Source organism: Ruminiclostridium cellobioparum subsp. termitidis CT1112 (assembly GCF_000350485.1).
GTDB classification, from domain to species: domain Bacteria; phylum Bacillota; class Clostridia; order Acetivibrionales; family DSM-1351; genus Ruminiclostridium; species Ruminiclostridium termitidis.
In genome coordinates this window covers 70,916-92,333 of record NZ_AORV01000044.1, presented here as the reverse complement: position 1 = coordinate 92,333, position 21,418 = coordinate 70,916, and the positions used below count along the sequence as shown (strand labels likewise).

The 21,418-nt window shown below is 41.4% G+C and carries 21 protein-coding genes; 18 read left to right on the top strand and 3 right to left on the bottom strand.

Annotated elements, in window-relative coordinates; translation table 11 throughout:
* From CTER_RS28355 to CTER_RS16540, 11 genes are all read left to right on the top strand, one after another.
* The coding region (locus CTER_RS28355) for a sensor histidine kinase (RefSeq protein ID WP_004627191.1) at positions 1-212 on the top strand (212 nt) is incomplete at its 5' end.
* A 343-nt stretch (positions 213-555) separates the two neighbouring features.
* Positions 556-1,527 carry an ABC transporter permease gene (locus CTER_RS16585; RefSeq protein ID WP_004627291.1) on the top strand — a complete coding sequence of 324 codons (972 nt, stop codon included), beginning with the start codon at positions 556-558 and terminating at the stop codon, positions 1,525-1,527.
* A gap of 14 nt (positions 1,528-1,541) precedes the next feature.
* Positions 1,542-2,426, top strand: coding sequence for a carbohydrate ABC transporter permease (locus tag CTER_RS16580; protein ID WP_004627290.1), 885 nt, complete (start codon positions 1,542-1,544; stop codon positions 2,424-2,426).
* Positions 2,427-2,512: 86 nt separating this feature from the next.
* Positions 2,513-4,198 (top strand): extracellular solute-binding protein, encoded by a 1,686-nt coding sequence (locus CTER_RS16575; protein ID WP_004627264.1) that lies wholly within the window; start codon positions 2,513-2,515, stop codon positions 4,196-4,198.
* 285 nt (positions 4,199-4,483) lie between these two features.
* The gene (locus CTER_RS16570; protein WP_004627262.1) at positions 4,484-4,687 is read left to right on the top strand and encodes a hypothetical protein; all 204 of its coding nucleotides are present in this window, start codon (positions 4,484-4,486) and stop codon (positions 4,685-4,687) included.
* 129 nt (positions 4,688-4,816) lie between these two features.
* Positions 4,817-5,275, top strand: coding sequence for a CtsR family transcriptional regulator (locus tag CTER_RS16565; protein ID WP_004627321.1), 459 nt, complete (start codon positions 4,817-4,819; stop codon positions 5,273-5,275).
* Positions 5,276-5,395: 120 nt separating this feature from the next.
* On the top strand, positions 5,396-5,884 hold the full coding sequence (locus tag CTER_RS16560) for a UvrB/UvrC motif-containing protein (protein ID WP_004627195.1): 489 nt from the start codon (positions 5,396-5,398) through the stop codon (positions 5,882-5,884).
* The gene (locus CTER_RS16555) at positions 5,881-6,915 is read left to right on the top strand and encodes a protein arginine kinase (RefSeq protein WP_004627304.1); all 1,035 of its coding nucleotides are present in this window, start codon (positions 5,881-5,883) and stop codon (positions 6,913-6,915) included. The genes CTER_RS16560 and CTER_RS16555 overlap by 4 nt, the downstream gene beginning before the upstream one ends.
* 33 nt (positions 6,916-6,948) lie before the next feature.
* Complete coding sequence (locus CTER_RS16550) at positions 6,949-9,402, top strand: ATP-dependent Clp protease ATP-binding subunit (protein WP_004627268.1); 2,454 nt, start codon at positions 6,949-6,951, stop codon at positions 9,400-9,402.
* A gap of 306 nt (positions 9,403-9,708) precedes the next feature.
* The gene (locus tag CTER_RS16545) at positions 9,709-10,653 is read left to right on the top strand and encodes an AHH domain-containing protein (RefSeq protein WP_004627302.1); all 945 of its coding nucleotides are present in this window, start codon (positions 9,709-9,711) and stop codon (positions 10,651-10,653) included.
* 16 nt (positions 10,654-10,669) lie between these two features.
* On the top strand, positions 10,670-11,251 hold the full coding sequence (locus CTER_RS16540) for an imm11 family protein (protein ID WP_004627324.1): 582 nt from the start codon (positions 10,670-10,672) through the stop codon (positions 11,249-11,251).
* A gap of 307 nt (positions 11,252-11,558) precedes the next feature.
* On the opposite strand, the gene CTER_RS16535 is transcribed toward CTER_RS16540, so the two are convergent.
* A complete protein-coding gene (locus tag CTER_RS16535; RefSeq protein ID WP_004627236.1) occupies positions 11,559-12,815 on the bottom strand; it encodes a glycosyltransferase family 2 protein in 1,257 nt (418 codons plus the stop codon).
* A gap of 165 nt (positions 12,816-12,980) precedes the next feature.
* Between CTER_RS16535 and CTER_RS16530 the strand changes: the two genes are divergently transcribed.
* The 4 genes from CTER_RS16530 to CTER_RS16515 all read left to right on the top strand — a co-directional run bounded on the left by CTER_RS16530 (position 12,981) and on the right by CTER_RS16515 (position 17,658).
* Positions 12,981-14,915 (top strand): glycoside hydrolase family 15 protein, encoded by a 1,935-nt coding sequence (locus CTER_RS16530; RefSeq protein WP_004627197.1) that lies wholly within the window; start codon positions 12,981-12,983, stop codon positions 14,913-14,915.
* Between the two features lie 183 nt (positions 14,916-15,098).
* Entirely contained in the window at positions 15,099-16,478 is a 1,380-nt protein-coding gene (gene radA, locus CTER_RS16525) for a DNA repair protein RadA (RefSeq protein WP_200859475.1), read from the top strand.
* A 93-nt stretch (positions 16,479-16,571) separates the two neighbouring features.
* Entirely contained in the window at positions 16,572-17,060 is a 489-nt protein-coding gene (locus CTER_RS16520; RefSeq protein WP_004627275.1) for a GNAT family N-acetyltransferase, read from the top strand.
* A gap of 61 nt (positions 17,061-17,121) precedes the next feature.
* Positions 17,122-17,658 carry a cysteine hydrolase family protein gene (locus CTER_RS16515; RefSeq protein ID WP_004627237.1) on the top strand — a complete coding sequence of 179 codons (537 nt, stop codon included), beginning with the start codon at positions 17,122-17,124 and terminating at the stop codon, positions 17,656-17,658.
* Positions 17,659-17,760: 102 nt separating this feature from the next.
* Here the strand turns inward: CTER_RS16515 and CTER_RS16510 are convergent, their stop codons facing one another.
* Positions 17,761-18,156, bottom strand: a complete 396-nt coding sequence (locus CTER_RS16510) for a hypothetical protein (protein ID WP_004627263.1) — start codon at positions 18,154-18,156, stop codon at positions 17,761-17,763.
* A gap of 406 nt (positions 18,157-18,562) precedes the next feature.
* Between CTER_RS16510 and CTER_RS16505 the strand changes: the two genes are divergently transcribed.
* From CTER_RS16505 to ispD, 3 genes are read left to right on the top strand one after another with little or no spacing between them, the layout of a single operon-like run.
* A complete protein-coding gene (locus tag CTER_RS16505; protein ID WP_004627208.1) occupies positions 18,563-19,042 on the top strand; it encodes a CarD family transcriptional regulator in 480 nt (159 codons plus the stop codon).
* Between the two features lie 29 nt (positions 19,043-19,071).
* Complete coding sequence (locus CTER_RS16500; protein WP_004627331.1) at positions 19,072-20,109, top strand: PIN/TRAM domain-containing protein; 1,038 nt, start codon at positions 19,072-19,074, stop codon at positions 20,107-20,109.
* A 34-nt stretch (positions 20,110-20,143) separates the two neighbouring features.
* Entirely contained in the window at positions 20,144-20,854 is a 711-nt protein-coding gene (gene ispD, locus CTER_RS16495; protein WP_242834998.1) for a 2-C-methyl-D-erythritol 4-phosphate cytidylyltransferase, read from the top strand.
* Positions 20,855-20,901: 47 nt separating this feature from the next.
* Here the strand turns inward: ispD and ispF are convergent, their stop codons facing one another.
* Complete coding sequence (ispF, locus tag CTER_RS16490; RefSeq protein ID WP_004627238.1) at positions 20,902-21,372, bottom strand: 2-C-methyl-D-erythritol 2,4-cyclodiphosphate synthase; 471 nt, start codon at positions 21,370-21,372, stop codon at positions 20,902-20,904.
* Positions 21,373-21,418: the final 46 nt, after the last annotated feature.

Here is a 21,418-nt window from a genome sequence, read left to right as displayed (position 1 = left end):
ACGGGGAGAGTCTTGAAAAAGTAAGGCAGGCTCTGACCTCGGATATCTCCGTCGACATGCGCCTGGAGAAAAAAGGAAACGGAATAGGACTTAAAAATGTAAATGAAAGAATCAAATTATTTTATGGAAACAAATATGGCATAGAGATAACAAGCATTAAGGGCTCATTTACAAAATTGACCATCAGATTGCCGGGAGTGTCACAGGGTTAACACCGGGTTTCACCTGTGGCTGGAGCTTCACATTTACTGCAGTTGTACTACCTGCAATCGTATGTTGTAGCAGTAATCAACAAATGCCGGTAAAAAAGGTGCAATTTTTTTGTATAAAACAACCAAAAAAAACGAACCAAATCTAAAACCGCTTACCTGTTTATATTCATCCGCTTACACTATAATAAAATTACAAGGTCAATTATCATCTCAAAATAAAATGCTTGAAAGCACATGTTTGTCTGGAAGGCGAAGGCTTCAAACATAATTGACTTTATGATGGTCAGCCACACAAATACTGTTCATTTATCGTACTGCTACTCTCAAAAAACGAGGAAGGTGTGTGTTTATCTTGTCCAATATGCCTGTCGCACAAAAAAGAAACCTGGGAACAAAGAGATCGGGTGTTTTAGGTCTGATCTCCCGAATATGGGCGCAAAGGGATTTACAGGCCATGGCAATCCCTGGCGTAATCTGGATGATAATTTTTAATTTCATTCCGATGTATTTTATCATAATCGCTTTTATGCGGTACAATGTTGCAAAAGGAGTGCTGGGTTCCAAATGGGTAGGCTTTAAGAATTTTACCGAATTCTTTGCAGATGACCGTTTCTGGCTGGTTATGAAGGATACCTTCGGTCTTAACCTCTTAAGGTTGATAATTGGATTCCCCATACCGATACTATTTGCAATTCTCTTAAATGAGCTGTTATCTACCAGGTTCAAAAGATTTGTTCAGACAGTTTCATATCTTCCGCACTTTTTATCCTGGATAATAGTAGGCGGTATAATGTACAACTGGTTATCGGATTCGGGTCTGATAACTACACTTTTAGTTCATGTGGGATTATTGAAGGAGCCCATCCATCTTATCGGAACGCCGCAGTATTTCTGGGGAATACTGATAACCTCCGAGACGTGGAAGGAAATCGGCTGGAACGCGATTATTTACATAGCGGCCATATCGGGCATCGATCCAAGCCTGTTTGAGGCAGCTGTTATTGATGGTGCAGGAAGACTGCGAAGGGTATGGAATGTCATTCTGCCTTCAATAAAAGGAACCATAGCAGTTCTGCTTGTATTAAATATAGGAAACCTCCTGGGGTCCAATTTTGAACAGCTGTTTGTATTCTATAAGCCTGTTCTATACGATGTTATTGACGTTATAGATATCTATGCCTATCGTCTGGGTATTGAAAACGGCAGATTATCATACGCAACGGCAGTAGGTTTATTCAGATCGATATTTGCATTCATCCTTTTGTATACTGCAAATAAGGCATCAAAGAAACTTACAGACACGTCTTTGGTTTAACGGGAGGGATGCATATGAGTAAAATGAAAACGTCCATCGGATCTAAAGTATTTGATACATTAAATATATTATTTATGTTATTGGTTTGTTTCTGTGCCCTGTATCCCATCTGGTATGTTTTGATACATTCCCTGAACAACGGGTTTGATTCGGCCCAGGGAGGACTTTACTGGTGGCCCCGCAAGTTTACATGGGATAACTACAAGGAAGTTTTCAGAAACAATGAAATTATTACTGCATTTTTCATTACCATTGCCAGAACTCTGGTAGGAACAGCCACACATGTATTCTTTACGGCAATGGTGGCATATTCCTTTATGAAAAAGGAACTGATCGGAAGAAAAGTTTATATGAATATGGGGCTTGTAACAATGTTTTTCTCGGGAGGACTCATACCTACCTTTATAGTTATCAAGACCCTTGGCATGTTTGATAATTTTATAGTATATATAATTCCTGTAATGTTCAGCTTCTTTGACCTGATAATTTTCCAGGCCTTCTTCAGAACCATTCCGGAAGCCCTGGAGGAATCGGCAAAAATGGACGGAGCAAATTACTTCACTGTTTTTACCAGGGTAGTACTTCCTCTGTCAAAAGCCGTTATAGCAACTATTCTTTTGTTTAACGGGGTATTTAACTGGAATGATTATTTCATGGGAATCATATACACAAACAAGCAGGCGCTTCATCCCATACAGACCTATCTGTACAAAATAATCATGACCTCGGATTCCGCCAAGACATCCCTTATGGCAGGTTCGGTAAGCCAGACAAACTTTACGTCCACATCGCTTCAAATGGCTACAATGATTATTACTACAATCCCTATCGTATGTATATACCCTTTCCTGCAAAAGCACTTTGTAAAAGGTATGCTCATAGGATCGGTAAAAGAATGAGCAATATTCAATTTCTACTGATTATAAATGCTTAAGCGCGCTGCTTGAGTATTATATAAAACACATAATTAACAGGAGGGAATAGTATGAAAAAGATTAAAATTGCTAAGTTACTGTGCCTTGTACTGGCATTGACTATGGCAGTTACATTGCTGGCAGCATGCGGCGGCAGCCAGCCCACCGGCAGCAGTGATACTTCAAAGGCTTCGGACACTGCAGCGGTATCTACCGGTGCGGCTGAAAGTACAACAGCAGCCGAAGAAGAACCAGGCTGGAAAAAGGATACGTCCCCAATGCAATTGGATTGGTATGTCAACGAAACCTGGTTTGACAATCCAAAAGGAAATCTTGCTCATGAACTGATTAAGGAGCAGACAGGCATTGACATCAACTTTATAGTGCCTGTTGGAAATGCAGGACAGAAGCTGAATACCATGATAGCATCAAATTCACTGCCTGATATGGTAACGCTGGGATGGTACGAACAGCAGGTTCCCCAGTTGTCCACCGACGCATATACATATCCGTTAAATGAGCTGGCAGACAAATACGATCCGTATTTCTGGAAGGTTGCGGCCCCCGATATCGTCAACTGGTACAAGGACAAGGACGGAAATCTTTTCGGATATCCCTGCAACGGCAATACACCTGACGATAATACCAAATATAATGTTATCTCAAATAGATCCTTCCTCGTTAGAAAGGATATCTATGAAGCAATAGGCAAGCCTGATATGAGAACTCCCGACGGATTCCTCAATGCGCTCAAGGCTGCAAAGGAGAAGTTCCCGAAGGTTGACAACGGCCAGTCTTTAATACCGTTCAGCGGAACCTATTTCACATCGATAGGCAACAATTCCTATGAGGATATCCTGCTTGAATACCTTGCCATTCCCAGAGAAATAGACGGAAAGTTCTATGATACCAGATGCGGTAATCCTCATCCGGAATATATCAGCTGGCTCAAGACCTTCAGAAAAGCTCATGAAATGGGTATGATGCCTACAGATGTATTTGTTGACGACAGAACAAAAATCGAGGAAAAAATCCAGCAGGGCAGATACTTTGCACTGTTCTATCAGTGGAAGGACGCCATGATACCGCTGGGGCAGCTGTATACCAACAAACCGGAGGAAACTTATATTTCTGTTGACGGACCTGCAAACAGCAAGCTGGATCCTCCTATGCTCAGCACAACCGGTTATTCAGGCTGGGAGCTCACTATGATCACAAAGAACTGTAAGAATCCTGACAGAGCTATCAAGTTCATGTCATGGGGCATGAGTGAGGACGGACAGAAAGCCCTTTACCTTGGAAGAGAAGGCGAGACTTATGATATGGTTGACAATAAGCCTGTTATAAAGCCTGAAATAAACAAGATGAAGAACTCCGACATGGCTACTTTCAAGAAGAAGTACAACACCTACGGTGAAATCTGGATGTTCAATTCTTCAATGATGAATCTCTGGGAGCCGGATCCGGGCCAGCCTTTCGACCAGTATCGTGAATGGGCAAAAGGAAAGAGCTCACACTATGGCGTATATGACAACAACAGACCTGTTGCAGACAGCGATGAAGGAGAAATTCTTGCAAAGGCTGAAAACAAATGGGGAGAAATTCTTCCCAAGCTGTTGATGGCTAAATCCGACGAAGAATTTGACAAACTTTGGAAAGACTATGAAGATTACAAGACTTCGGTAGATTACCAGAAGGCTCTTGATTATCAGAGAACAAAAGTTGCCGAGAACAAAGCAAAAGTTGGAGCGAAATAAAATTAGTTTAACCAATAATTTTCAAATAGGAACGGGCTTGCAGAAAAATTCTGCAAGCTCATTTTTTTCGTTAATAATGCAAAAATTCGCTGCATTATCAAAAAATACGGCTGTAAACACAGGTAATCATTTCATTTTGCCAATTATCTTTACGTCGTATATAAGTCGTTTTAAGAGGGATTATAACTATATCATCAGAAAGTATTTTTTTAAAAATACAATGATAGTAAATGATATTATGAGAATACAATTATATTAATAGTTATATCAGCCGTGGAGGTAATTATGAGATATTACAAGGTAACCAGAGATAATCCCGATGTAAAAACTGTAACAAATATGGAAAACCCGGGGGAGGTCAACACCCCGTACCCTGAATTTGTACCCTCCAACTGGGAGTGGAAATTACCCCAGGAGCAGGTCAAAATCGCAAACAGGCTGAACGAAATTACCGATCCCCATAACAGGCATGACCACAAGCAGCCATAAAGTGGATATTAAGTCTGTCTTTATTCAGAAAAAAATATAAAAAAGGATTGCAAGCAATTAAAAAATATAATATACTTTAGTTAAGGTCAAAGATAGTCAAAATCAGTTTTGCTATTTGGAGGTGATGCTGTGGCAAGCTTAAGTGATATTATAGAAACCTTTATAAAACAAATGATTTCCGATACCAACGGAGCTATTGAGATACAGAGGAACGAACTGGCAAACCAGTTTAATTGCGTGCCTTCGCAGATTAACTATGTAATATCCACAAGGTTTACTACCGACAGGGGCTATTATGTGGAAAGCAGAAGAGGCGGCGGAGGTCATGTGAAGATCAAGAGGATTAACATTACAAGACCGGGCAACTATCTGATGCATATTGTGTCTTCGATGGGGACCAGTATTTCACAGCAGTCGGCTGAAGTATTCATAAATAATTTTATTGATTACGATGTAATCAGTGAAAGAGAAGGCTATATTATGAAGGCTGCCGCCAGCGATAAAGTAGTCGGTGCCATTCCCATGCCGGATAGGGATATTATAAGGGCAACGCTGCTTAAAAATATGATTCTTAGTCTATTGGTATAGAGTGTCGGGTTAACCTCCTTTATTCGCCTTATTGCGGATGAGGAGTGAAGAGATTTGTGGCCGCGCTTGCGGCTCAAAGCCATAACATGTCAAAGCCATAAAATGGCTTAGGAGGTTAATATGCTTTGTCAGAATTGTCAGCAAAGAGCTGCAAATGTGCATTTTACTCAAATAATGAACAATACGAAGGTAGATATTTACCTTTGTGAACAATGTGCCAATCAAATAAGCCATGCCGAATTTGTTTCTCCCTTTGGGTTTAACGATTTGATCAATGGTTTGTTTGGTACTCAGGTAAAACAGGAAGCACCTGAGACACTTAAATGCAAAAACTGCGGTATGGAATACGAAGAGTTTCTTAAAACCTCAAGAGTGGGCTGTGCACAATGCTATCAGGCCTTTCAGCAGAAACTGGACCCCATCATAAAGAGGCTTCACGGAAATGCGGAGCATCACGGAAAAGTTCCTGTAAGAGTCAGCAGTAAGGTAAGTGTTCCCGACGAAATAGAGAAGCTGAAACAGCTCCTGAATGAATCGGTGCAAAAAGAGGAATATGAGAAGGCTGCCAAAATCCGTGACAGAATACGTGCTCTGGAGGTGGAAGAATGAACGGAATACCTGTAGAAAAAGGCCCCGAACTTGATGTTGCTGTCTCCAGCAGGGTGAGACTTGCTAGAAATTTTGCCGATATACCCTTTTCGGCAAAAATGACACCAAAACACCAGGCTGCTCTTGTAAAAAGAATGCAGAGCATCATTTCAGAATATTCAAATTACGGAAAATTAATGTTTGCCGACATGACTTCAATGCATCCCGTTGACAGGGTATCTTTGATGGAGAGACATCTCATAAGCCCTGAGCTGGCGGAATCCAAGGGAAACAGCGGAGCTTTCATAAATGAAAACGAAAATGTCAGCATCATGGTCAATGAAGAGGATCACATCAGGATTCAAGCCATATTTTCGGGGATACTGCTGGAAAAGGCATATAGGGTATGCGATGAAATTGATTCAATTATTGCGGAAAAGGCTGATTACGCCTTTGATAACAAATATGGCTATCTTACAAGCTGCCCTACAAATATCGGCTCCGGGATGAGAGCTTCGGTTATGCTCCATTTGCCGGCACTGGTGATGTCGGGGTTTATGAAATCCATCCTGGAAAGCTGCACCAAGCTGGGCGTGGCAGTACGGGGGATCTATGGCGAGAATAGTGAGGCCGTTGGGGATATGTTTCAGGTTTCAAACCAGATTACTCTGGGACGGAAGGACGATGAAACCATAGCCGCAATAGATGCCATCTGCAAACAAATTATTGACAGGGAAAAGGCCCTGAGATATCAACTGTATAAGCAGAATATATATATATTTGAGGATAGAATTTTCAGATCCTATGGACTCCTGGGAAATGCCAGGGTCCTGTCCACACAGGAATGCTTTAAATTGCTCTCGGATGTTAGACTTGGCGTAAGTATGGGAATAATAAAGGATATTAATATATTGGCATTAAATGAAATGCTGGTGCTTTCACAGCCTGCCTCTCTCCAGAAAATAGCCGGAAAGCAGCTGAACCAGGAGGAGAGGGATGTAAAGCGGGCAGAGCTGATTAGAATGAAAATTCAAAAATTGGAAAACAATTAATTACTATAGAGTTGCGCTTGAAAGGAGGATATTATGTATCAAAGATTTACTGAAAAAGCAGAAAGAGCAATTTCATTTTCACAGCAAAGTGCTGTTGAACTGGGACATAACTATGTAGGAACGGAACATATACTGTTAGGTCTCGTAAAAGAAGGAACGGGAGTAGCTGCAAGAGTTCTTCAGGCACAGGGAATAACAGAAGAAAAAATTTCAAGGGAAATAGACGAACTTATCGGAAGAGGTGAAACTGCCGGGGAAACACCTGTAGGATTCACTCCCAGAACAAAACGTGTATTGGAACTTGCATTTAAAGAGGCAAGGCGCATGGGGCAGGGTTATATCGGAACGGAGCATCTCCTGCTGGGAATAATGAAGGAAGGCGAAAGTGTAGCAGTCAGAATTATGATGGACCTGGGCGTTGACCCCCAAAAGCTGCTGAATGAACTGGTGAAGATATTGAATGAAGAGACGCCGGGGTCAAACGGTTCACCCAAGAACAGCAGCTCAAATTCTTCCACCCCGACGCTTAACCAGTTCGGCAGGGATCTTACCGATATGGCCAGGGACGGGAAAATCGATCCTGTCATAGGCAGGGATAAGGAGATCGAGAGAGTAATCCAGATACTCAGCAGAAGAACAAAGAACAACCCATGTCTCATAGGTGAGCCCGGTGTCGGTAAGACGGCAATAGCAGAAGGCCTGGCACAGAAAATAGTTGAAGGGAATATTCCAGAGATCCTCAGTGACAAGAGAGTTGTCACTTTGGACCTGTCCTCGATGGTGGCAGGTGCAAAATACAGAGGCGAGTTCGAAGACAGACTGAAGAAGGCCATGGAGGAGATCCGCAAGGCCGGAAACGTTATCCTGTTTATCGACGAGCTGCACACAATCGTGGGTGCAGGCGCCGCAGAAGGTGCCATCGACGCTTCAAACATCCTCAAGCCTTCGCTGGCAAGGGGGGAAATACAGGTCATCGGCGCCACCACATTAAATGAATACAGAAAGCATATCGAAAAGGACGCAGCTCTTGAAAGAAGATTCCAGCCCATCACTGTGGGAGAGCCTTCAAAGGAGGAAGCTGTGGAAATACTGAAAGGTGTCAGAGACAAGTATGAGGCACATCACAGGGTAAAAATCACAGATGATGCACTGGAAGCTTCGGTTAAGCTTTCGGACAGATATATCACAGACAGGTTCCTGCCTGACAAGGCTATCGACCTGGTAGACGAGGCGGCTTCAAGAATCAGACTGAAAACCTTTACCGCTCCCCCCGATATTAAGGATATGGAGGAAAGGGTGGATAAGCTGAGCAAGGAAAAGGAAGATTCCATACGCTGTCAGGAGTTTGAAAAAGCCGCCAGAATCAGAGATGAAGAACAGAAACTGAAAAATGAACTTGAAAAAGTCAAGGACCAGTGGCATCAAAGAAATCAAACCAAAACCGATACTGTAACTGCCGACGATATAGCCGATATAGTGGCAAGCTGGACCGGCATACCGGTCAAGAAGCTTGCCGAGGAGGAATCCGAGCGGCTGCTTAAAATGGAAGATACCCTTCACAACCGGGTAATAGGTCAGGATGAAGCTGTTAAATCAATTTCCAGAGCTATCAGGAGAGGAAGGGTCGGATTAAAGGATCCAAAACGTCCGGTTGGTTCGTTCATATTCCTCGGACCCACGGGTGTCGGTAAGACAGAGCTGTGTAAAGCTCTGGCCGAAGCAATGTTCGGAGATGAAAAATCCATGATAAGAGTTGATATGTCGGAGTTTATGGAGAAGCACAGCGTATCCAAGCTTGTGGGCTCACCTCCGGGATATGTGGGATATGATGAAGGGGGACAGCTTACCGAGAAAGTGAGGAGAAGACCTTACTCGGTGCTGCTCTTTGATGAAATTGAAAAAGCCCATCCGGATATATTCAATATACTGCTTCAGATTCTTGAAGACGGCAGATTGACAGATTCCCAGGGCAGAGTGGTGGACTTCAGGAACACCATCATTATCATGACCTCCAACGTGGGAGCCAGAACCATTACCGAGCCAAAACGCCTTGGATTCTCAGCAGTAAAGGACGAGAGTGCAAAAAACTATGAGGATATGAAAAGCAATGTAATGGGTGAACTGAAAAAAATGTTCAGACCCGAATTCCTGAACAGAATTGACGATATTATTGTATTCCACCCGTTGACAGAGGAGAATATCAGAGAGATTGTAAAACTTATGACGGATGTTCTTGTCAAGCGGCTTAAAGCCAATGAAATAGATCTTGAAATAAGTGAAGAGCTTCTTCTGCATCTGGCCAAAAAGGGCTATGATCCCATATTCGGGGCAAGACCATTAAGGCGTGCTATTCAAAGCATGGTTGAGGATAAACTTGCCGAAGAAATGCTGGAAGGTAAGGTTAAAGCCGGAGACAGCATTAAAGTCGGCATGGACGGTGACAATATTGTTGTAACCCGGAAAACGGGAAATTTGGTAAAAGCGTGATGATATAAAATTCAGGTAATAAAATTATAGAGCTTATTAAAAATAAACTTTAAAGTTAAGAAAAGAATAAGCTGTGCCCTTTGTTAGGGGCGGAAAAAGAAAAAGTCGATTCTGCTTGGAATCGGCTTTTTCTCATATCAATTTTTTATTGCAGAAAAAATCTTAAAATCCGGGTGTTAAATCAACTTCAAAATTTACTATTCAATATAGGAATAAATTTATGGAGAATAAATTTTAGGAGTTGAAAAGGATGTACACCAGAGCACCGGATAAATCGGCAGCTGCACAGGTCCGGTACAGGGCATAATGAAACCCCTGGAGGGCCCTGTAAAAACAGTGGGAGGAATGATAGACCAGGTAACGGACCAGACAACAGGAATGGTGGACAGTGCCGAGAAAACAACCTTATCCAGCATGGGCAGCGGAGCCAAACTCATGACAGCCATGGGAATAGGCGGCCAGAGCAAAAACGAAAGCAAAGCAGGCGGCAAGGAACCCGGACAGGCCCAGGGAGGCAGCAAAGCAGAAGGCGGAGGAGACATCCTCGGAACCGTCAGGAGCGGCATACATAACAACCTCATGACACTAGGCCTAATAAACCTTAAGAAGCTTGGAATGCAGATACTGGCAGCCGGAGCAGCCAAAATAACAGGCGCCATAAGGAAAATGCTCACTCCGAAGGTCAAATTCAAGCTGGGCAACGAAACCCATGAACTGTGGGTGGAAAAAGGCCAGAACAGAAATGTTGTTATGATGGCCAGTGGAAAAGGAGAACCATTTGGCGATCAACTTAAAAGGAGGAATATTCTAAATGATGTAGAAGTAATTAGAGGTCAAACAGAAGCGGAAGCTCCAGAAAATGAAAAAATAGCTGAACTTAAAGTAAGGAATTTGGCAGGAACGATAAAAACTGTTACTTCCGGTGATAAAAATAAAGATCGTTCTAAGGTGGGGAGTAAAACTGAAAAGCATCATATAGCTACAGATAAGAGTAAAAAATTTGATTTTAAGAACCACCCTGCATTTAAGGAAACAGGAATTGATGTAAGTAAAGATATTGACAATCTTGTTGATTTAGTTAACCATAGAGGAAGGCATACAGATACATACCATATGGAGGTACAAAGAAGATTAGATGCTGTTTATGATAGGTTTGGTGGAACAGATAAACTTGAAGGTGCGGTAAGAAGTGAACTGAATGCTATGAAACAGGAATTATTAGATGGAACTTTGAATCCATATGGGAAATAGATAGGGGGGTAATAGGTTGAGATATTATTTACTTGAATATAGTGAAGACTCTAAAGATAAATTACCAAAAGGTAAAATTCCTATTTTAGTTAACGATTATAATCTAAATGGGTTCGACCTAAGGTTATTTTGGAGAGGAATTTATGTTGAAAAGTGGCCAGATGATCTTGAGTTTTATTATGAAAAAGGTAATACTATTTTAGACTTTGTTCCCAATGTTCTTTCGTGGCTGATGTTTACTGATAAGGCAGTTGAAGTTTTTAAAAAATCAGAAATTATGAATATGCAATACTTTCCCATAATTATAAAGAAAGTTGGGAAAAAAGAGCATAGTCATTCATTGAATGTGATAAATGTTCTTGATTCAGTTGAAGCATTAGATTGGGAAAAATCTGATTATGTTTCTTGGGAAGATGACCCTAAATATATAAAATTTATTAGGAAAGTCGTTTTGAATAAGAATGCCTCTAAGAGCAATTTAGACATTTTCCGTTTGCAAGAAAGCAAAAATTACATTATTGTATCAGAGCGTATTCGAAAAGCAATAGAAAATGAGGGATTGACGGGTTTTGGATTCAAACTGCTGCAAACAGATTAGTATATATAGAAGACTACAACTTAAAATGCTTTATATCATGTTTTTATTTATAGAAGCATTTGAATTCACAAAATCAATTATAATAGTTTTGTTAAATGCCTCCAGAACGGATATAAGAGTATAATGGAATAAATTGCAAAATTTGGGCTGTGAGGAAGAAACAATATAATGCCTAAATTGTAGTAACAAATAAAGACTAGTTACTACAATTTTATTTTGTAAATAAGGTTTCTTCTGCAAGGAGTAAATAAAGTTGAAAGTATGGATAGCAGACAAATTATATAAATTAACACCTCAACAATTGACTTCAATTCCCATTCTCCACATCGCCTATACTTAGCTGCCTGGTGTGGGCCGTATGACTCCACTCCTTGTTGTTCCTTTCCAGGAACCCCTGTAACGCTATGGGTGCCCAGGTGAGGCAGTAAAACGGGTAGATCACGAAGCCTAAAAGTACCTTTATGTTAAATTTCTTCTCAGCCAAAATAACAAGAGGTCCATAGAGTATTTCAAACAGTCCCATCACATACCAGACCTGTACAGGGAATACATATTGTACGCTGAATAACGGAAACTCAGGATAAACTGTCTGAATCCACATCATTATTGTCATCATACCCACAAATATCAGGCGTATTGGCTGAAAAAGATAAAGGGCACAATCAAGAGCTATTAAATCCCCCTGGGAAAAAGCCTGCCTGAAAAGAGGTCCCAGGTATTTGGAGGCGCAGTCGGCATGGCCTTGCATCCAACGCTTACGCTGTCTCCAGGATTGTTTAAGAGTAATAGGCTTCTCATCATAGACTACGGCCTTATGGGACCAGGCTATTTTAATTCCGTTCAGAGCCAGTTTCATTGTATATTCCAGGTCTTCCGTAAGGCAGGTTGCACCCCACTTCAATTCGCTAAGTACATTTGTATCTACACAGAAACCTGTTCCGCACAAACCGCAGCTAAGTCTGAGATAATATCTCGGCAGCTGGAAAATACGGTTGGAAAGCCAGAAAGCAATGGAATAGGAACAGGTAATCCAGCTGTCAAAAGGATTTTTGCTGTCAATATAACCCTGAACTACCTTATGGCCGCGGCAAAGCTGGATATTCATTTCAGAAAGAAAATTCGGAGACACCAGATTATCGGCATCAAAAACAGCAATGGCATCATATCTGATATCCATTTTGAATATTCTTTCAAACATCCACTCAAGAGCATGGCCTTTACCTCGTTTTGCAGTATTCTCACGGATATGTATCTTGGCACCATGGGCTTCTGCAATCTTAGCGGTATTATCAGTGCAATTGTCGGCAATTACAAATACGTCAAACAATTCACCGGGATAATTCTGTTTAAAAAGACTGTCGATTATATGGCTTATGACCAGTTCTTCGTTATGGGCCGCCACAACTACAGCAAATTTTTTTTCAGGTTTTATATCCGAAACATTCTCTTTTTTCTTGATCCAGCCGAATATTGATATTCCGAAAAAATAACAGCCGGCTATGAATATAATTACCTGAATCAATTCACTGAAATAAAATATTGTGTAATATATAATAGTTTCCATTTGATCATCCCTTCCCAGATAGTTTGTACAAAATCGAATAAAAATATTTATTTTGATCTAATTTGACCGAAACTTAATATGCTATAATAAAAGTTATTAAAAAGATTATTGACCAGGTATTTAACGGTTAGAAACGACGAGGAAATATTCAACTCCGGAGGGTATATGCAAAAGTCCTACTATAACAATGCTATAACAGGTAATTCAGCCATGCTGGCCACTTTCAGCGACAGGGCGGAATTGCTCAGGCTGTTCTGGCCCAATATTGATTTTATTCAGCAATTTGATAAACTGCTTTGCGGAATCTATATAAAAAACATTAACGGCAGTACCGTGTGGCTTAACGATCACAGGTGTGATCACAGTCAGGAGTACCTGCCTGATACAAATATAATAAAAAGTACTGTTACCAATTATTTTGATGGTTACAGGGCAGTGATATATGATTTTGTTCACCCTGACAAAGATGTACTGGTCAGAAAATGTGAAATTGAAAATTTGTCAAATGAGCCCAGGGAACTGGGGTTTGTCGTTTTTTCAGCCTCAGCCGATGCCAATCCCGATGTGGCGGGAGTTATGTTTGATTTTAAAAATGAAGCACTGCTCCACTACAGGAGCAACAATTATATATCCGTTTATTCAGATATACCCGTATGTGGATTTCAGCTTGGAAACAATGCCAATGACGCTGCTGTCAGCACATATCTCTTTGGCAAGGATCATATAGGGATGATGAAGGATGCGGCAGTATGCTGGGAATTGGGCAGTTTTACAAAAAATCAGGTAAAAGCTTTCAATTTGTTTATATCGGCTGCTTACAGCCTGAAAGAAGGCAAAGCTCTGGTCAGAGACTGCAAAAATCTCGGAGCGGCACAACTTTTCAGCGCCGCACAAAAATACTGGAGGGAATATATTAATGGCGCAAGGCAGGTCAATACCGGCAACGGTTTGCTGGACGACCTTTATAAACGGTCTCTGCTGGTATTCAAACTAATGCATGATAAAAAAAGCGGAGGTTTGATGGCAGCTCCCGAACTTGACGAATACTTTACCAAATGCGGAAGATATGCTTACTGCTGGGGCAGGGATGCTGCCTTTATCACCGAAGCCCTTGACAAAGCAGGCTTGAATGTTTTTGTGGACAAATTCTATAACTGGGCAGTTGCGGTACAGGATGAGGACGGAAGCTGGCACCAGAGATATCATATGGATGGAAACCTGGGGCCGTGCTGGGGACTTCAAATCGATGAGACGGGTACCATATTATGGGGTATGCTCAATCATTACAATTACATAAAAAAAGCCGAATTTCTTCATCAAGTATGGGATAGTGTCAAGGCAGGCGCAGAGTTCTTAAAGCAATTTCTTGATACCGATACAGGCTTGCCAAAACCAAGTTTTGACTTGTGGGAAGAGAGGCTGGGAGAACATGCATATTCATCGGCGGCGGTATTGGCAGGACTTGAAGCTGCTGCGGAAATAGCCCGGATACTCGGTAAGGAGGATGAAAACAGTCAGAGCTGGAAAAAGACCGCCAATAATATTAAGCAATCTATAATTAACTGCTTCTGGAAGGAAGATTTCAACAGATTTATCAGAAGTGTGAGAGTGAAGCTGAATGGTTATGGAGAGGAGCCTTCACAGAATTCGGTTCAGTTAGAGGTAAATGTGAAAGGCTATGTCCGGGATTTTACCCTCGAAGATTGGATAGTCGACGTCAGCCTGGTTGGGCTCTGTGTTCCATTTGAAGTATTTTCCGCTGATGATGAAGGAATGAAAAACACGGTGGAACTGGTTGAGCAAACGCTGACCTCACATGGGACAGGCGGCATCAAACGCTATGAAAATGACAGTTATATCGGCGGCAATCCATGGGTACTTACAACTTTATGGGTTGCGCTGTACCATGTAAAAACAGGTAATTACGGCAGGGCAAAAGAATACCTTTTCTGGGCAGCCAACTGCAAAACAGAGCTGGGGCTGCTGCCTGAACAGGTAAATAAGGAGACAGGCAGGCCGGAGTGGGTCATTCCGCTCACCTGGTCACATGCCATGTTCGTTCAAGTGCTTTTAGAGCTTATCGATGCTGGAGTGCTTTGAGTTTAAAATAGTTGTAATACTAATTCCATGGTTGACCATGAGATTAAGATAAAATAACATTTTCTTAAGCCTTGAAACCATATTGATCTCCCAAACACCTTTGTTGACTTTACGTCCCAATACTAATATAGTATGAAAATCCAGTCATAATGTGTGAATCTTAAATAACAGGAGTTGATTAAAATTAAGAGCAAAACCATATATAAATGCAGCAACTGCGGCTATGAGGCGTCAAAATGGGTTGGGCGCTGTCCTGAGTGTAACAACTGGAATACCCTTGAGGAAGTTTTGGTGGAGGCCAGGAAAAGCGGAAGAGCGGCTGCACCCCGCGCAATAAAAAAAATAGCCCGGCTGAAAGAGGTAAAAGCCAGCAACAGTGACCGCATTGTCACCGGAATAAATGAATTCAACAGAGTTATGGGAGGTGGGATTGTAAGGGATTCCATAACAATTATTACCGCCAAGCCCGGCGCCGGAAAATCGACACTGCTGCTGCAGGTTGCCGCCAACGTTGCTGCCGGCGGTTTAAAAGTATTATATGTATCCGGCGAGGAAAGTGAAAGTCAGATCAAAAGCAGAGCCGACAGGCTTTTTGAAAGTATAGAGACGGGAGTATGGGTATATTCCGACAACAGCATGGATAATGTCCTTGAGGTTGTGGGACAGATCGACCCTGATCTTCTGATTGTTGACAGTATCCAGACCTTTGTGCTGGAGGGTTTTCCGGGCTCCCGGGCAGGATCTCCCACGCAGACAATGGAGTGTGCAAATGAACTGCTTAAACTGGCAAAAGATCCGTCGAGACCACGCGCGGTCTTTTTGGTGGGCCAGATGAATAAAAATGAGGAAATCGCCGGCCTGCGTTCCCTTGAGCATCTTGTGGATGCAGTATTGATACTGGATGGAGACAATGAGGAGGAACTGCGGGGCTTGTCGGTGTCCAAGAACAGGTTTGGAAGCACCTGGGAGAGAGGATATTTCTCAATGACCGAGAACGGATTGATTTCTATAGACAATCCCTCGGAGTTCTTTATGACCGTCAGGGACAAAAACGAGCTGGTCTCAGGAAGCGCACTGACCGTGGTAAAGGATGGTTCCCGGCCTATAATAGTCGAGATAGAAAGTCTTGTATCAAAAACCTTCACTCCTTTCCCTTCGAGAATCGGCGAATGTGTACGCAGGGAACAGCTGAGTACTTTGATATCCATTCTGGAGCAGAGAGGGAAGATCTCCCTGTATGATAAGGACGTGGTGATAAAAACCACAGGAGGGCTGAAGTTTAAAGAGCCAGCGGTAAATCTGTCAATCATAATGAGCATTGTGTCTTCCGTGTATGACAAAGATATACCCAATAGTACTGTGTTTATATCAGATGTGGGCCTGACCGGTGAATTAAAAAAAGTACCTTCTCTTGAGCTCAGAATACGAGAGCTGGACAGAAGGGGTTTTAAACAGGTTTACATAGCAAGGAATGCGCTGTTAAGATCCCAGGATATTAAGAACATAGAAATAGTTGAATGTAAATCGCTCCAGGAAGTGATAAGGCGTGTTTTTCAAAAATAGCGGATATACGTTTTAGCTGATACATGCCTGTAGTTTCACCAATGTAAGAAAACGGAGCACTTAATTTCATATAATTTTCAGAGAGGTGTATATATGTCCGGTGATTTAAAGCCCGAGCTGCGCATATCCAAGGCAGACAGCAGTGACGGTGAATTTCTTAAGCTGATAGCCCTGCTGGACAGGGACCTGCAGGAACGGAACGGGGAAGAACAGCAGCAATATGATAAATATAACAAGGTTGACTATATAAAGGATGTCATATTAATCTATTCCGGCGTTTCTGCCGTGGGCTGCGGAGCTTTCAAAAAATTTGACGGCGGTACAGTGGAATTGAAGCGTATTTTTGTCAGGAAAGAATATAGAAAACAAGGCATTTCCAGATTGATTCTGAAAAGCCTGGAACAGCTTGCAGAGACCCAGGGATACAAAGCCTGCGTCCTTGAGACCGGTTTAAGGCAGGTGGAAGCCATAAATCTATACAGGAGCAGTGGTTATCAAATCATAGGTAATTACGGTCCCTATATAGGTATGGAAAACAGCCTGTGCATGAAAAAGGACCTGGAAAATTCAACTGAAGGTTGAGTTTTTACAAATATAGGCACGCAATGAATAAAATTTTAGCACAAAGAGCGGAGGGAGAAATATGAAAGAAACAGCACTTTTGATTATAGATGTGCAGGTTGCCATGTTCTCATATGAAAATGAGTATCCTTATAATGGGGATGCAGTTTTGAACAACATCAGGGAAATGCTTTTCAAGGCCAGAGAAAACAACATCCCGGTAATTTTTGTTCAGCACACTGCGGCAGATGAATACCAAAAAGATACGGCAACCTGGCAGATATGCCCTGAAATAGCGCCTTTAGAGCAGGAATATGTAGTGCAAAAAACTCAAAGAGATTCATTTTATAACACAAATCTGAAAGAAATACTGGATGGGCTGGGAATCAAAAAATTGATTGTAGCGGGCATGCAAACAGAGTTTTGTGTTGACACCACCTGCAGGATAGCCTATTCGGCCGGATATGAACTCACTCTTGTCAAGGATGCCCACACTACCTTTGACAGCCCGGTCCTGCCGGCAGAACAAATCATTAGTCATCATAACGGTGTGTTAAAAGGAATAGCCGGTCTTAAAACTACAAAGGAAATCCTTGAGCAAATAGCAAGAATTGATTAATATAGTCAGACATGATGTAAAAGTGATTTAAATTAAATTTGTTGAATTAATAAAAGGATTGGATAATTAAAGGCCGGCGAACATAAGCCGGCCAGCCTCGGATCATCTCAGGTTATACTTACCGAGCATACGGATTCTGTCATTTTCTTTTAAAATAATATCATATAGGTTTAAGTCAAGTGCATTACACAGGGATGCCAGATAAAAAACATTTCTGCCCATATCTCTTTCTACAGCGTCACGGCAATTTTCACAGAGTGTTCCGCCAACATGTGCGTCGGCAGAGCTTTTCATCTCATCGAAACTGGCATCCTCCGGGATATCCTGTTTATGCGCCGATATAGTCAGACAGCCACATTGAGTAACTGACTTAATAATTGCTCTGTTTACTCTGGAATTTGAATCTTGAAATTTTGTAATCAAATCAAGAATACTTTTATTTCTAACCAACAACTCCTGTGCAGTATATTGAAAATCATCAATAAGTATATCTTTCATGCGATTCACCTCAATATTTGGATGTCTATTTTTATTATACTTTCATTTACAAGATACTGTCAAACAAAAACAAGAAAATTGGAAAAATTAAATTTTATTCCCTGGAGCTTTTGACAAGGCCTATCGTTTGTAGTATACTTGTCCTAAGAGAATTTAATACCGAAAAGGACAATCAAACGCACTCAACACACTATGGTGCGTTTTTAGTATTTTACCATTAATAATGAACAATTTTTTTGAGAATTGTAACATAAATTGAACGATTTTTTTAGAATTGTAACATAAGAGGAATTTCCAAAAATATTACCGGGAATTGAAAGCGGTAGCCATTCAATTCAAAGTTTTAGTTTCCATACTGGATATACAAAAGACAAATATTATTTGCATTGGTTTTTTGGAGGTTACTATGTATAACGTAGGAGACAAAATTGTATATCCTATGCACGGTGCAGGAATTATTGAGTCAATAGAGGAGCGGGAGATACTTGGTAAGAAATGCAGCTATTATGTGATGAAAATACCTATTGGTGATCTGAAAGTAATGATACCCACCAATAATGTCAATGATATCGGTATCCGCGATGTTATAAGCATTTCCGAGGCCGACAGGGTTTTCAGTGCTCTTGGGAGCAGCCAGCATGAATTTTCCGCAAACTGGAACAAACGTTACAGAGAGAACATGGTAAAAATAAAAAGTGGAGATATCTTTGAAGTTGCCGATGTTGTCAGGTCTCTTATGCAGAGAGAGAAAGAAAGAGGACTTTCTACCGGTGAGAGGAAGATGTTAACAAGTGCAAAACAGATATTAATAAGCGAACTGGTTCTTGCAAAAGGATTGAATCAGCATGAAGTTGAGGACAAGATTCAGGAATATCTTTATGGCTGAGTAAAAATACCTTTTGAAGGAGATTTAATGTGCTGAACAGGATTATAAAAATTTCTTTTTCTATTCTAGGTGCTGTTACCGGTTTTACAATATTACGAACAGTTTTATTAAGTAATCACATTGCCATGAGCGAAAATTTAAGAATTTTGATTTTCGTTTTATTTTCATTGGCATTTTGTACACTATTTTATTTTATGGCCTCTAAAATCATTGGATTTGTCGGAGTTTTTATTGACAGGATAGAAAACGGGATTCAGAATATTACATTGTCCGAAATGCTGCTGGGTGCGCTAGGCCTTATAGTGGGCCTGATCGTGGCAAATCTCATAAGCATACCCATAATCAAAATTCAAATAATCGGGGTACCCTTTGCCGTAATAATAAATATTTTATTTGGTTTTACAGGTGTGGGAATTTCGCTGAGAAAAAGAAACGAAAATTTCTTAGATATATTCAGAGATGGAAAAGTAAACTCCAATATTCCCAAGATAGTGGATACAAGCACCATCATCGATGGCAGGATACTCGATATCTGCTCGTCGGGTTTTATAGACGGAGAGCTTGTAATACCTTCCTTTGTCCTGGAGGAACTCAGGCATATAGCCGATTCGGACGACAGTCTGAGAAGAGCGAGAGGACGAAGGGGGCTGGACATCCTGAATCTGCTCCAGAAGGACAGCTGCCATACCGTTAAAATAGAAGAATTTGACTATCACAACATGGAAGCCGATGAAATGTTGATGAAAGCTTCCCTTAAGCTCAAGGGAAAACTTGTCACCATTGATTATAATCTCAGCAAGGTGGCAGTTCTGAAAGGGATAAAGGTTTTAAACATAAATGAACTGGCAAATGCAGTTAAGCCCATAGCCCTGCCCGGTGAGGAAATGAATGTGCAGGTGGTGAAGGACGGCAAGGAGGCAGGTCAGGGAGTGGCTTTCCTGGAGGATGGCACCATGATAGTTGTAGAGGGCGGAAAGAAATATCTTGGAGAGACAGTTCCTGTTATGGTTACCAGCGTACTTCAAACATCGGCCGGCAGGATGGTGTTTGCAAAGCCCAACAAATAGGCAGCAGAGTATATACATGGAGGAATATTACATTTTGGATATAGATAATAGATTGACCGGAAAAGTTGCGGCTGTCATCACGGCTGCCGGTAGGGGTACCAGGATGCATTCAAAAATAAACAAGCAGTATTTGGAGCTTGGAGGCATTCCCGTACTTGCCAGGACAATAGCAGCTTTTCAGCAGTGTTCCGAAGTTGATGAAATTATTGTAGTTATAAATGAAGAAGATATAAATTTCTGTAAAAATAATATCATTGAAAGATTTCAATTCTCAAAAGTGAAGTGTTTGGTCAGCGGAGGAGTCCAGCGGCAGGATTCGGTGTATAAAGGCCTCTGCGCAATAGGGGATAACTGCGGGATCGTACTGATACACGACGGTGCCAGACCCTTTGTGGCAGTTGAAAATATCAGTGAAAGCATCAATGCAGCCAGAAAATTCGGTGCCTGCGGTATAGGTGTCAGGGTGAAAGATACCATAAAAATATCCGGTCCGGACGGTTTCGTAGCATCTACACCAGACAGAAGTTTTCTATGGAGTATACAGACGCCCCAATGCTTTGATTACGGCTTAATTATGAGAGCCCATGAAACCGCTGTCCAAAACAATTATACCGGAACTGACGATATGGTTCTGGTGGAGAAATTGGGGATTCCCGTTAAAATCCTTGAAGGAAGTTACAATAATATTAAGATTACAACTCCAGAAGACCTGATAATTGGCGAGTCTATTCTGACAAACCTGTGACAGGCCAAAGCTCTGAAAGCTGACAAACTGTAGCTGTGTTACTTGCCTTACAGGGCCGTAACACAGCAGAAAGCCTGGATTCCCTGGCCCTGTCCGAATTGAGTCAGACCTTCTCCGGAGGTGGCTGTTATTCCAACACTGTTTTGGGGAATACTTAACAGATCTGAGATCACTTTACGCATCTCAGGTATCTTTGGTGTAATCCTTGGATATGAACATTCTATTGAGATGGACACATGTACTATTTTGACATCCACGAGATGTTTCAGCGCTTCTTTCAGGTATTCCGAACTGTCTGTTATCCCTTTTTTCATGCACATTTCATCTGCTACTCTTCCCAGTATATTGACACAGGTAACACCTGAAACCGCATTGGTAATTGCGTGCAAAACCACGTCGGCATCACTGTTTCCCGCTAACGGAGTAACTCCCTCAAAAATTACTCCACCCAAAACAAATTTTTTATTTTTATTTTCAAAGTCAAATTTATGACTGTCCTGACCTATACCGACCTTCATTAGCGAATCTCCTTAAAAGATTAATTGGTAGTTTTAATATTATTAA